Source organism: Actinomyces sp. oral taxon 171 str. F0337, from assembly GCF_005696555.1.
Taxonomy (GTDB): domain Bacteria; phylum Actinomycetota; class Actinomycetes; order Actinomycetales; family Actinomycetaceae; genus Actinomyces; species Actinomyces oris_E.
In genome coordinates this window covers 2,905,482-2,918,628 of the sequence record NZ_CP040005.1, presented here as the reverse complement: position 1 = coordinate 2,918,628, position 13,147 = coordinate 2,905,482, and the positions used below count along the sequence as shown (strand labels likewise).

Here is a 13,147-nt window from a genome sequence, read left to right as displayed (position 1 = left end):
GCGAAGGTTGTGGTGACCAGAAGACGCAAGACGTGACCACCTCTCGAAGGAGATCCGTATGGACACCAACTACACCACCAAGTCGCAGGAGGCGATCTCCGGGGCCATGCAGGCTGCTGCCGCGGCAGGTAACCCCCAGATCGAGCCCGCGCATCTGCTCGTTGAGCTCCTCTCCCAGCCCGACGGCGTCGCCGCAGGACTCCTGGCCGCCGTCTGCCCCGACGCCGCGGCCCGCCAGGCCGTCGGCGCCTCCGCACGCCGCATCCTCACCCAGCTGCCCACCTCCTCGGGCTCCTCCATGACCCAGCCCCAGCCCTCGCGCTCGCTGCTGGCCGCCCTGGAGGCCGCCTCGACGGTCGCCAAGGAGCTGTCCGACGAGTACATCTCCACCGAGCACCTGCTCATCGGTCTGGCCAAGGGTGACACCTCCGGCTCCACCCCCACCGTGGCCCGCATCCTGGCTGACGCCGGCGCCACCCCGGAGGCCCTCATCGAGGCCCTGCCGCAGGTCCGCGGCTCCTCCCGCGTGACCTCCGCCAACCCCGAGGGCACCTACAAGACCCTCGAGAAGTACGGCACCGACCTCACCGAGGCCGCACGTGAGGGCCGTCTCGACCCGGTCATCGGCCGCGACGCCGAGATCCGCCGCGTCGTGCAGGTCCTGTCCCGGCGAACCAAGAACAACCCCGTCCTCATCGGCGAGCCCGGCGTCGGCAAGACCGCCGTCGTCGAGGGCCTGGCCCAGCGCATCGTCGCCGGCGACGTCCCCGAGTCCCTGCGCGACAAGCGCCTCATCTCCCTGGACCTGTCCGGGATGGTGGCCGGCGCCAAGTACCGCGGCGAGTTCGAGGAGCGCCTCAAGGCCGTCCTCAAGGAGATCAAGGACTCCGACGGCGAGGTCATCACCTTCATCGACGAGCTGCACACCGTCGTCGGCGCCGGCGGCGGCTCCGAGGGCGCCATGGACGCCGGCAACATGCTCAAGCCCATGCTGGCCCGCGGCGAGCTGCGCATGGTGGGTGCCACCACCCTGGACGAGTACCGCGAGAACATCGAGAAGGACCCCGCCCTGGAGCGTCGCTTCCAGCAGGTCTTCGTCGGTGAGCCCAGCGTCGAGGACACCGTCGCCATCCTGCGCGGCATCGCGCCCAAGTACGAGGCCCACCACCAGGTGACCATCTCCGACGGCGCCCTCGTGGCGGCCGCGGCCCTCTCCGACCGCTACATCACCGGTCGCCAGCTGCCGGACAAGGCCATCGACCTCGTCGACGAGGCCGCCTCCCGGCTGCGCATGGAGCTCGACTCCAGCCCCGTCGAGATCGACGAGCTGCGCCGCCGCGTGGACCGCATGCGCATGGAGGAGGCCTACCTGGACGAGTCCATCGAGGACGTCTCCAAGGCCGACCCCGCCGACGTCGACCGCCTCGAGCGCCTGCGCGCCGAGCTGGCCGACGCCTCCGAGGAGCTGGCCTCGCTCAACGCCCGATGGGAGGCCGAGAAGGCCGGCCACAACAAGGTCGGTGAGCTGCGCGCCGCCCTGGACGAGATGCGCACCCGCGCCGACCTGGCCGAGCGCGAGGGCAACTTCGAGGAGGCCGGCCGCCTGCGCTACGGCGACATGCCCGCCCTGGAGCGCCAGATCCGCGAGGCCGAGGCCGCCGACGACGCCGCCGAGCAGACCGCCGGCGAGCCGATGATCGCTGAGAAGGTCGGCGCCCCCGAGATCGCCGAGGTCGTGGGCTCCTGGACCGGCATCCCCGTGGGCAAGCTCCTCCAGGGTGAGACCGAGAAGCTCCTGACCATGGAGGACGTCATCGGCGAGCGCCTCATCGGGCAGAAGGCCGCCGTGGCCGCCGTGGCCGACGCGGTGCGCCGCTCGCGGGCCGGCATCTCCGACCCCGACCGCCCCACCGGCTCCTTCCTCTTCCTGGGCCCCACGGGCGTGGGCAAGACCGAGCTGGCCAAGGCGCTGGCCGAGTTCCTCTTCGACGACGAGCGCGCCATCGTGCGCATCGACATGTCCGAGTACTCCGAGAAGCACTCCGTGGCGCGCCTCGTGGGTGCCCCTCCCGGGTACGTCGGCTATGAGGAGGGCGGCCAGCTCACCGAGGCCGTGCGGCGTCGGCCCTACTCCGTGGTCCTGCTCGACGAGGTCGAGAAGGCCCACCCTGAGATCTTCGACATCCTCCTGCAGGTGCTCGACGACGGCCGCCTCACCGACGGTCAGGGGCGCACGGTCGACTTCCGCAACGTCATCCTCGTGCTCACCTCGAACCTGGGCAGCCAGTTCCTCACCGACCCGCTCACCAGCCCCGAGGAGAAGCGCAACGAGGTCATGAGCGTGGTTCAGGCCTCCTTCAAGCCGGAGTTCCTCAACCGCCTCGACGACATCATCATCTTCGAGGCCCTCTCCAAGGAGGAGCTGGGTGAGATCGTCGAGATCCAGCTGGCCCGCATCGCCAGGCGCCTGACGGACCGGCGCCTGAGCCTGGAGGTGACCGACGCCGCCCGCAGCTGGCTGGCCAACGAGGGCTACGACCCCGCCTACGGGGCCCGGCCACTGCGCCGCCTCGTCCAGCGCGAGATCGGCGACCGCCTGGCCCGCATGCTGCTGGCCGGGGAGGTCCTCGACGGGCAGAAGGTCGTCGTCGACAAGGTCGACGGCACCGACGGGCTCACGCTGCGGGCCGAGGGCGAGGCGCACCTGCCGTCCGCGTCCTCGGCGTCCTCGCCGGCCTGAGCCCGAACCCCGACTGAGGCGGCCGAGCGAGGCGGAGGCCGCGACGGGGCACTGACAGGCCAGTGACGGGCCAGTGATGAGGGGGCGGGCCCACCTGAGTGGTGGGCCCGCCCCTTTGCGCTGTCCGCGTCGTCGCGGACCTCAGCCGGGCTGGTTGTCCTCAGTGGGCCAGGCGTTGTACACGCAGCCGCCTGCCAGGTCGTGGCTCTGCTGGGCCATGAGTGGGGCCTTGAGGCCGGCTCCGGCGCAGAACTCGTGCTCGTGCCCGAGGAAGTGACCTACTTCGTGGTTGGTGACGTAGATGCGGTAGGAGTCGACGTCGGGGTAGGTGATGGCGCCCCAGTTCCACCGGTCGGAGTTGATGACCACGTTGTCCCCGTTGCGGCAGCTCCACATGCCGCCGGTGTCCAGCGGTGAGCACAGGGCGTCGGCGCTGGGCGGCGTGGCGATATTGAGGGTGAAGTCCGCGCTCGCGGGGTCGGCCACCGGCTGGAAGGACGTGTTCTGCGCGGTGGGCCAGCCGCGCTCGTCATTGAGGATGCGCTCCACGATGGGGGCCGCTGTCGCGGCGTCGACATGCGTGCCGCCCTCGACCCGCAGCACGTAGCGGTAGACGGTTGCGGCCGCGGGCCGGGAGACGGGCACGGCCGGCGCGATCGTCCAGGTGCCGTTGCCGACGGCGCCGGAGTGCGCGAAGCCCTCGGTGTCCAGTCGTGGGGATGGCAGCGCCGAGCCCGATGGTGTCGATGAGGCGGAGGCGGCGGCCGACGACGACGGTGAGGCCGCACGGCCGGCGGACGCCCGGACGGAGGACGGGGCCTTGGCCTTCGCCGGGGTTGAAGACTGCTGTGCGGAGGAGCCCAGTGGCAGGGCGAAACCGGGGTGGAGCCCCCAGGCTCGCAGTCCGACGACGATCAGGAGCAGCGCTACGACCAGCGTCGTGCCGTAGAGGATCCGGCTGCGCGAGCGTCGGCGCCGCCGCTCGCGGCGGGCGACGGCGAGTGCTCGCCGGCTGGCGGGATCGGGTGCGTCTGACGAATGACGATGAGTGGAGTGCTGGCCGGCTGGGCTGCGGCGATGCCCGGCGGACGTCGGACGGCGTCCCGACGCCGACGACGAGGCGCTGCCGGGGCGGGAGGGGCGCCGCGGCGGCTGCGGGGTCGAGGGGCGCATGCGACCATCGTAGGGGTGCGCATCCAACCGACCCGCCGGGAGCTACTCCTGCGCGCCCAAGGTCACACGCGGCGTCGAGGCGCTGGCGGCCCGGTGGTCAACGTCCGATTGACTTCTCGATGCGTCAGTCGCGTGCAGCCGGGTGCCGGTCATCCGCAGGGTGTGTGGGCCGGGCGTCGTCGACGGGGAGATTCACGGCAGGTATTTGAACCGGAGACAAGAATCCCGTAAGTGTTACACAACTGTGATCAACACTACTATGCCGTGCGAACCTGAGTGAAGTCGCAAAGAGTTCCGAGTGCTGGCGGGAAGGGGTGGTTGCCAGCAATCCCAGCAGCCGCAACAGACCATGTGGTCGGAGATCTCTGCGCTGGTAGGAGCCGGTTAATTGTGTAAAAACCGAGACCAAGTCGTCACTCACGTCACGGCGAGGGCACGTGGAGGTCACACTTGAGCGGATTATTCGGATGAGGGCCTTTCTGCCTTGCAATTCCCTTACTGGAAGGTGCCATGATTCGGCCATGAACACTGTCAGTACCCCGACTTCGCCCCAAGCTGCCCCGGCTAGGCGGCGCGGACCCGGGCGCCCCCGAGCGGGCAGCGAGGACAAGCGAGCACGCATCCTCAATGAAGCCGTGGTTCTCTTCGGAGAGCACGGGTATGCCGGCACCTCCCTGGCCGACATCGCCAACGCAGCGGACATCTCCAAGGCCGGACTGCTGCACCACTTCTCCTCCAAGGACGAGCTCTTCGCCAAGGTGCTGGAGCGTCGTGACCGTGAGGACGCCCTGAGCATTCTCGTGGAGTCCCCGGCTGTCGATGGTGACGCCGTCGAGGTTCCCGTCGACACCGTCGGCAACCTGGACACCCTCGAGGTCGCAGCAGTCTCCGACCTTGACGGCAACCCCTGGGCCCTGCTGGAGCGCTACATCGAGCTGCTCGAGTGCAACGTCGCCCACCGAGACCTCACGGCGATCTACACCGCCACGGCGGTCTCGGTCCTCGACGCCGAGCACCCTGCGCACCGGTGGATGGCCAACCACCTCAACGCCGCCGTCGAGCGGTTCGAGTCCAGCTTCGAGGCCGGCAAGGCCGCCGGGCTCGTGGACCCGCAGATGCCCTCGCGTCTTGTGGCGCGCAGCCTGGTCGCCCTCATCGATGGCCTCCAGCTGCAGTGGCTGTGCTCGACCACGCCCGGGACGGCCGCCGCGGAGGCCCTGTCCACCGACCTGGTGGCGGAGATCCGCCTCTACGCCGACTGCCTGCGCAGCCAGTGGGAGGTCCAGGAGACTCCGGAGACCCCTCAGCGACCCAAGGCCGCCTGACGGTCTGAGGGGTTGCGGGGGTCGCGCCGCATCGCGCTCGGCCCTCACGAGTCCTCATCAGAATCCCTACTCGTCCCATCCGGCTCGGGAACCTCGCGTTCCCGGGCCGGTTCTGTGCGCGGGCGCCGGTCATGAGCGGGTGTCCTGCCTCGCGTCGGCCCGCTTCAGCGCTGTGCCCACAGCAGCAGGTGCGGGGTGATCGACGCCAGGTCTGGGACGACGACGAGGCCGGGATCGGCCGGGAAGTGCTTGGTCGCCCCGATCTGCACGACGTGGATCCCGTTGCCCCGGGCCGAGGCCGCCCCTGTCGGGGAGTCCTCGACGACGACGCAGTCCTCGGGGCGCAGGTCGAGGTGCTCGACCGCTGTGGCGTAGGGCAGTGGATCGGGCTTGGCCCCGACGCCGTCGTCACCGGTGACCAGGACGGCGAAGACGTCGCCGAGCGCGGAGGCCACCTTCTCGACGATCCGGCGCGGTGAGGCCGAGACGATCCCCTGGGCCAGCCCCACCTCCGACAGCGCCGAGGTGATCCGCAGTGCTCCGGGCAGCAGGGGAGGGGCGGCGCTCACGGAGGCCTCGACGTCGTGCGCGATCGCCTCGAAGGCCTCCTGCGTGGCCGGATCGTCCCAGGAACGGGTGGCGCCGGTGGCGGCGATGAGCTCTCGGGCCTGACGGATGGAGGCTCCCGTCATCTGGGCGACGAGCTCGGGACGCGGGTCGCCGCCCAGGGCCTGGCAGTGGTGGATGAAGGCTTCGTCCCAGAAGGGCTGGGAGTCCATGAGAGTGCCGTCCATGTCCCACAGGACGGCGCGCACCGTGAAATCGGGGGTGGATGTCGTGGTCACGGCAATCAGCCTAAGGGGTGTCTCCGTGGATGTGTGACGGGTTCAGGTGTCGTGCGGTGCCTGAGACCCGCTTGCCGGCGTTCAGGGTTATGCGCTGCGCCGTCGTCCTGGCAGACTGCGGACAGGATGCCAGGTGGAGCACGTGCCGGGTCCGGACCGGGCGGGCTGACGGCGGAGTCGGTGAGGCCGGGAGGGGGCTGGGTGAAGGACACCTACAGGACCACCATGGAGGACGTGGCCAGGGAGGCCGGCGTCTCGCGCACCACGGTGTCCTTCGTGCTCAACAACCGCGACGACGCCCGTATCGCCCCGGAGACCCGTGAGCGCGTCCAGCACGTGGCCGCGCAGCTCGGCTACCGCCCGCACGGCGGTGCGCGCGCCCTGGCGTCGCGCCGCTCCGCTCTCATTGGCCTGGTCTCCGAGATCGTCACCAGTCCCTTCGGCGCCGCCACGATCCGCGGTATCCAGGACACGGTCCGACGTGCCGGCTACACCCTGTTCATCGTGCCGTCCTCGACCGAGACGACCACGGACTCCGAAGCCTTCGAGACGCTTCTGAAGTCCCGGGTCGAGGGCATCATCTACGCCACGGGCTGGAACTGCCGGGTCCGTATGCCGGCGCAGGCCCGTGAGATCCCCACCGTCCTGGTCCACTGCATCGACCCGCTCTCCGGTCTTCCCTGCGTGCGTCCCGACGAGGAGCAGATGGGGCGGCTGGCCGCTCAGGCCCTCCTGGAGGGGCATCACCGCGACATCGGCGTCATCGAGCTCGATCCGAAGGACGGTGAGGCCGCCCCGGGCCGGCGTGTCGGTTGCCGGACCTACTTGGAGCAGGCCGGAATCCCCTGGAGCACTGTTCACGTGGCCGTCGGTCACGGCACCACCCGGGGAGGGTACGCCGCCGCCGCCCGTCTCCTGACGGATCATCCCTGGCTGACCGGTCTGGTGTGCGGCAATGACCGCATGGCGCTGGGGGCCTACGACGCGATCCGCGCGCAGGGCCTGCGGGTGCGCGAGGATGTGGCCGTCATCGGGATCGATGACCAGGAGCTCATCGCCGACCAGGTCCATCCGGCCCTGACGACGATCGCCCTGCCCTTCGAGGAGATGGGGCGGGTGGCCGTCTCCCACCTGCTGACCCTCATGCGGGGCGGGGAGGTGCCTGACGAGACGCTCCTGCCCGGGCAGATCATCCGCCGCTGCTCGGCCTGACGGCGCGTCGCGCCGTCTCTCAGGCCCGCCGACGGCGCAGGCGCAGCACGTAGGCGCCGGTTGCGGTGGCGAGCGTGGCCAGGACGCCCAGCGTCACGGAGGCCCCGGTGCGGGCCAGCGGGAACCTGCCCGACGTGCCTGTGCCGGCGGCCGCTGCGGCCGGGCTCGTCGCGGCGGCGGCCTCCGCCTGACCGTGGCCGGCCGGCTTGTACGCGGCCGGCTTGCCGGGGCCGGGGGAGTCGGGGCCCTCGGCGGCCCCGGTGGACTCCTGGGGGGATCCCAGGTGCCACAGGCTCAGCGAGTTCAGGTGCGCCGTACCGCCCTCGGCGTGGAGTGAGACGTTCGTGGCGTTCTCCTTGGGGTAGACGGTCTCGGTGATGACGGGGGTGCCGTCGGCGGCGAAGACCTCTACGGAGTGGGCGTCGACGATGATGCGCAGGTGGACCTGCCCTTTGCTGTCCGGTGACAGCGGGGCAGTGGAACGTCCCGGGAACTTCGGGGAGAAGTCGCTGACCCCGGAGTGGGTGCGGTCCACGACGAGCTGCTCGGCCTTGGCGTCGTAGCCGATGAGCGTGTACTGCTCGCCGTTGTCGAGGACCTTGAGGCCGGCGAAGGATGATTGGCCGGGACTCAGGTCGACGCTGATGTCCAGGGAGGTTCCCTGGGCGGCCTGGCCGAGGGAGGTGTCGCCCGCCGGGATGTCGGTGTCGCTCCGGGTGAGCTCCTGGCCGGTGCGCAGGGACTCCAGGGCCGTCACCGGCTGGGCGGTCAGACGCAGCGTGCCGTCCACCCGGGTCAGCCCCATCTCACGCACCGTGGACATGGCGGTGCGCCAGGTGGTGGTGGGCAGGTCGCGCACGTATGCCCAGTTGCTCATCCAACCCACCTGGTAGCGCTTGCCGCTGGGGACGTTGTCCCAGGTGACGGCCGCGTAGTAGTCCTTGCCGTAGTCCAGGCGCGGGACGACGTCGGCCCCGGAGAAGGCCTTCGTGTCGGACTGGAGGATCTGGTCGACCATGAGGTGACCCCAGTCCTCGGCGTTGCCGTTGTGGTCCTCGATGACCAGGCGGGCCTTGCGGCCCTTGTAGGCGGAGACGTCCATGCTCGTCCACTCCAGGGTCCCGGAGTTGTTGCCGGTGGCGGAGGCGACGACCTTGCCGTCAACGACGAGGTTGACCGAGGTGTTGTCCGCGAAGGGGGAGGCCTTCGTGTCAGAGGCGCGCACCTCGTCCAGGAGGATGTGTCCCCAGGGGCCGGTGGCCGTGTCGGTGACGACGATCTGGGCCGACTTGCCCTTGAGGTCGCTGACGTCCCAGCTCTGCCAGTTGAGCTCCTCCAGGTTGCGGCCGGTGGCCGAGCGCACCACCTTGCCGTCGACGACGAGCTCGACGACGGTCGCCCCGGAGCCCCCGTCAGTGCCGTCCTCGGGGCGCGGGTTGTTGCCGCCGCCCATGAGGAGGTTGAGGTAGGCGGAGTCGATGGTGAAGGTCGGTGAGGTCGCGGTGCCGGTGGTGGCGTCCGAGCCCTGCCCGGTGGAGGCGTCGAAGTAGGTGTTGAGCAGCCCGGCGCTGGAGTGGTTGACCAGCGGCTGCTGGCCGGGGGTGGCGCCCTGAGGGGGCGTGGTGCCGAAGGCGGTGCCCTCCACGGTCCAGCCGTCCCAGGAGCCGTCGAAGCCGGCCAGGAGCTTGCCGCCGCCGTTGTCTCCGGTGGCCTGCGGATTGTAGGGGTGCTTGCCGCCGGCGGTGCGCAGGTTGATGTAGGACGAGGAGACCGTGAACTCATCCGAGGTCAGCGTGCCGGTGTCGGCGTCGCCGCTGCCGAAGGAGTCCACGTAGGCCCTGCCCTGGCGCCCGGGCAGGTCCCCGGTGGCCGGGCCCGATCCGAAGGCGGCGCCCTCGGACTTCCAGCCGGTGTAGCCGTTCTCGAAGTCGGCCAGGGGCGTGCCCTCCTCACCGGTGTAGTGGGGGATCTTCTCGGGGGTGAAGGTGGAGCCGTCCCAGCTGCCCACGAAGTACTGGGCGGAGTCGGCCACCGTGACCACGAGGACCCACTTGGTCTCCTTGGTGTTGCCGTCGACCGGTAGGGGGAAGAAGTCCGGGCACTCCCACACCGCCGAGGTGATGCCCTCCCCGCCGAAGCTGGACTGCTCTGTCCAGTGGATGAGGTCGGGCGAGGAGTAGAAGGAGATGCGGTGCTCGGTGGCGTGGGAGACCACCATGGTCCAGCGGCCGGAGGTCTCGTCCCAGAAGACCTTGGGGTCGCGGAACTCGTTGGAGCCGATGTCCAGGACCGGGTCGCCGTTGTTGTACAGGTTCCAGGTGCGACCCTTGTCCGTGGAGTAGGCCAGTGACTGGGACTGGTTGCCGCCGACGTCGGCCCGCGTCCACACCGCGACCATGGCCGGGTTGTCCGGGCTGCCCAGGCCGGAGGTGTTCTTGGTGTCGATGACCGCCGAGCCGGAGAACACCCCGTACTGGGAGGTGTGCGGGATCGCCACGCCCAGCTCCTCCCAGTGGACCAGGTCCTTGGAGACCGCGTGGCCCCAGGACATGTTGCCCCAGTCCGAGCCCTCGGGGTTGTACTGGTAGAACATGTGGTACTCGCCGTCGTAGTAGACGAGTCCGTTGGGGTCGTTCATCCAGTTCTTCTGGGGTGTGTAGTGGGTCTGTGGACGCCACCGCTCTCCGGCATGGTCGGTGTGCGGAGCGGTTGGAGAAGCGGCGGCCGGTCGGGCCTGGCCAGAGGCGGCGGCGGGCATGGAGGCCAGCGTAGAGCCGGCTGCGAGCAGGCAGAAGGCGGTCAGTGCACTGAGTGGCCGGGTGATCCGACTCATGTCATGTCCTCCGGGGAACGAGCTCGCTGTGAACGGGACTGTGCGCGGACGGGCGCAGGCATCGGTGTGGTGAGGGAATGTTGTGCCACCTCGCGTCGATCCGATAACGCGCGTTAGCACCGGTGATAAATTACGTGGTCCGCCGGTTCTGAGCAAGCACTCAGGGGCGGGCCTTGAGAAACATCGGGGACTTCTCAGGGGGCTCCCCGATAGCGGGTGACAGACCCTGTCGCCCAGACTTGTTGCCATGACGCAGCAGCAGTACCCCGGTCAGTTCAGTCAGTCCACCGGCTCCGAGGGTGAGGGCGCCGCCTCCGGCCGGTTGGGTGAGTTCTCCCGCTTCCGCGCCTCCCTGCCCCGGCGTTCCCGTGAGCACCGCATTCTCAGCGGCGTCTGCGGGGGACTGGCCGAGGCCTGGAACATGCCGGTGACCGCGGTGCGCGTCGGGGCGCTCCTGGCCTGCCTCCTGGCCGGTCCCATGTGCCTGGTCTACGTCGCGGCCTGGTGCCTCATGCTCGACGAGCCCGCCCCCGTCCAGTACTGACTGATCGCGTCTGCGCCCACCGCGTCACCCCCGGTTCCACGGGTGACGCGGTGGGCGCAGTGCACTGCACCGTGCTGCACCGTGCTGCTGGACAGGTGCACCCTAATGCGCCGAGATCCCTGGCCGTGACACGAGGGCGGCGGTCTCGCAGGAAGGCGCCGTCGATGGGAGGATCGAGCCGTGACCGACACCGTGAACGCCGCAGCGACCAATATTGAGTTCCTCTCCGCCTACGACCAGGGCTTCGCCCGCGTCGCCGCCGTCACCCTGCCGGTGGTGCCGGTCGATCCGGCCGCCAACGCCGCCGCCATCATCGAGCAGGCCCGCACCCTGGCTGACGATGGTGTCTGTCTGGCCGCCTTCCCCGAGCTGTGCCTGACCGGCTACGCCATCGACGACCTCCTCCTGTCCGACGTCCTCCTGTCCGACGTGCTCACCGCCATCGAGACCCTGCGCGCCGCCAGCGCCGACCTCCTGCCCGCGCTCGTCGTGGGCGCGCCCCTGCGCCTGGGCGACCGCCTCTACAACTGCGCCCTGGTCATCCAGGGCGGGCGGGTGCGCGGTATCGCCCCCAAGTCCTACCTGCCCACGTACCGGGAGTTCTACGAGAAGCGGCACTTCGCTCCCGGCGACGCCCTGCCCGCCGGGGTGGAGGGCATTGAGCTGCCCGGCGTGCGCGGCGGTGCTGACAGCACCGAGAGCCCCGACGGCGCCGGCGGTACCGAGCCGGTCGCCCGGGTCCCCTTCGGGGTGAACCTTCTGTTCGAGGTCGAGGACGTCCCCGGCCTGACCTTCCACGTCGAGGTCTGCGAGGACATGTGGGTGCCCGTCCCGCCCTCCTCCGTGGCGGCGCTGGCCGGGGCGACGGTCCTGGTCAACCTCTCGGGCTCGCCCATCACGGTGGGGCGAGCCGAGGACCGTGAGCTGCTGGCCCGCTCGTCGTCGGCCCGGGGGCTGGCCGCCTACGTCTACGCCGCCGCCGGGCAGGGCGAGTCCTCCACGGACCTGGCCTGGGACGGGCAGACCCTCGTCTACGAGAACGGCGAGCTGCTCGGCTCCACCGAGCGCTTCCCCGACGGGCCGCGCGCCACCGTCGTCGATGTCGACATCGAGGGCCTGCGCGCCGAGCGCCTGCGCCAGGGGACCTTCGCCGACAACGGCCGCACCCTGAGCTCCCCGGTCGCCGGTGCCCCGGCCGCGGCCACCACCTTCACCGACCCGGCGGCCTTCCGGCGCATCCGGATCGGCGCCGCCGAGCTGACGGCTCCGCGCACGAACATCGGTCTGCGCCGCCGTGTGGACCGCTTCCCCTTCGTGCCCGACGACCCGGCCCGCCTCGCCCAGGACTGCTACGAGGCCTACAACATCCAGGTGGCCGCCCTCGTCCAGCGCCTGGGGGCCATCGGCAACCCCAAGATCGTCATCGGTGTCAGCGGCGGCCTGGACTCCACCCACGCCCTCATCGTCGCCGCCCGCGCCATGGACCGCCTGGGCCGGCCCCGCTCGGACATCCACGCCATCACCATGCCCGGCTTCGCCACGAGCGCCGGCACACGCCGCAACGCCGAGGACCTCGCCGTCGGCCTGGGCTGCACCTTCGAGGAGCTCGACATCCGGGCCACCGCCACCCAGATGCTCACCGAGATGGGCCACCCCTACGGCGAGTACGCCCGCACCGGGGTCCTGCCCGAGGGTGCGAGCGAGCGCGAGCTCTACGACGTCACCTTCGAGAACGTCCAGGCGGGCCTGCGCACCGACTTTCTCTTCCGCATCGCCAACCACCGCGGCGGCATCGTCCTGGGCACCGGGGACCTCTCCGAGCTCGCCCTGGGCTGGTGCACCTTCGGGGTGGGCGACCAGATGGCCCACTACGGCGTCAACGCCGGCATCCCCAAGACCCTCATTCAGCACCTCATCCGCTGGGTGGTTGCCGAGAAGCTGTTCGACGACGCCGTCGGGCGCACGCTGCTGTCCATCCTGGACACCGAGATCAGTCCCGAGCTGGTCCCGGCCGAGGCCGGCGGCGCCATCCAGTCGACCCAGGCCAAGATCGGCCCCTACGCCCTGCAGGACTTCACCCTGTGGCACGTGCTGCGCCGCGGCTCGCGCCCCAGCCGCATCGCCTTCCTGGCGCACAAGGCGTGGGCGGATGCGAAGGCCGGGGACTGGCCCGAGGGGCTGCCGCCGTCTGAGAGGGTCGCCTATGACCTCCCGGAGATCCGTCGCTGGCTCGAGCTGTTCCACCGGCGCTTCTTCACCAACCAGTTCAAGCGCTCCACCCTGCCCAACGGGCCCAAGGTGGTCGCCGGCGGCTCACTGTCCCCCCGGGGCGACTGGCGCATGCCCTCCGACGCCGCCGCGACGGCCTGGCTGGCCGAGCTCGAGCGCAACGTGCCCCGAGGGTGAGGCCCCACGAAGAACTAGGACCATTGTCCTGTAGTGTGGCGCACAACACAATGTAATGCCTGAAGTGCT

Annotated in this window: 8 protein-coding genes; 5 read left to right on the top strand and 3 right to left on the bottom strand. The window is 70.3% G+C overall.

The genetic code is table 11. The annotated features are described in order from the left end of the window. Positions 1-58: 58 nt before the first annotated feature. A complete protein-coding gene (gene clpB, locus FBF36_RS12445) occupies positions 59-2,740 on the top strand; it encodes an ATP-dependent chaperone ClpB (protein ID WP_138137668.1) in 2,682 nt (893 codons plus the stop codon). 141 nt (positions 2,741-2,881) lie between these two features. Here the strand turns inward: clpB and FBF36_RS12440 are convergent, their stop codons facing one another. Next, entirely contained in the window at positions 2,882-3,913 is a 1,032-nt protein-coding gene (locus FBF36_RS12440; protein ID WP_138137665.1) for a DUF3152 domain-containing protein, read from the bottom strand. A 521-nt stretch (positions 3,914-4,434) separates the two neighbouring features. Between FBF36_RS12440 and FBF36_RS12435 the strand changes: the two genes are divergently transcribed. Beyond that, the gene (locus FBF36_RS12435; protein ID WP_225792382.1) at positions 4,435-5,238 is read left to right on the top strand and encodes a TetR/AcrR family transcriptional regulator; all 804 of its coding nucleotides are present in this window, start codon (positions 4,435-4,437) and stop codon (positions 5,236-5,238) included. A gap of 164 nt (positions 5,239-5,402) precedes the next feature. Here the strand turns inward: FBF36_RS12435 and FBF36_RS12430 are convergent, their stop codons facing one another. Next, positions 5,403-6,083 carry an HAD family hydrolase gene (locus tag FBF36_RS12430; protein ID WP_009397028.1) on the bottom strand — a complete coding sequence of 227 codons (681 nt, stop codon included), beginning with the start codon at positions 6,081-6,083 and terminating at the stop codon, positions 5,403-5,405. A 201-nt stretch (positions 6,084-6,284) separates the two neighbouring features. On the opposite strand from FBF36_RS12430, the gene FBF36_RS12425 reads away from it, so the two are divergent. Continuing rightward, the gene (locus FBF36_RS12425; protein WP_009397027.1) at positions 6,285-7,295 is read left to right on the top strand and encodes a LacI family DNA-binding transcriptional regulator; all 1,011 of its coding nucleotides are present in this window, start codon (positions 6,285-6,287) and stop codon (positions 7,293-7,295) included. A 19-nt stretch (positions 7,296-7,314) separates the two neighbouring features. On the opposite strand, the gene FBF36_RS12420 is transcribed toward FBF36_RS12425, so the two are convergent. Further along, positions 7,315-10,128, bottom strand: a complete 2,814-nt coding sequence (locus tag FBF36_RS12420; RefSeq protein WP_225792381.1) for a GH32 C-terminal domain-containing protein — start codon at positions 10,126-10,128, stop codon at positions 7,315-7,317. Between the two features lie 247 nt (positions 10,129-10,375). On the opposite strand from FBF36_RS12420, the gene FBF36_RS12415 reads away from it, so the two are divergent. Both FBF36_RS12415 and FBF36_RS12410 read left to right on the top strand, forming a co-directional pair. After that, positions 10,376-10,672 (top strand): PspC domain-containing protein, encoded by a 297-nt coding sequence (locus FBF36_RS12415; RefSeq protein WP_009397309.1) that lies wholly within the window; start codon positions 10,376-10,378, stop codon positions 10,670-10,672. A 180-nt stretch (positions 10,673-10,852) separates the two neighbouring features. After that, on the top strand, positions 10,853-13,078 hold the full coding sequence (locus tag FBF36_RS12410) for an NAD(+) synthase (protein WP_075377282.1): 2,226 nt from the start codon (positions 10,853-10,855) through the stop codon (positions 13,076-13,078). Positions 13,079-13,147: the final 69 nt, after the last annotated feature.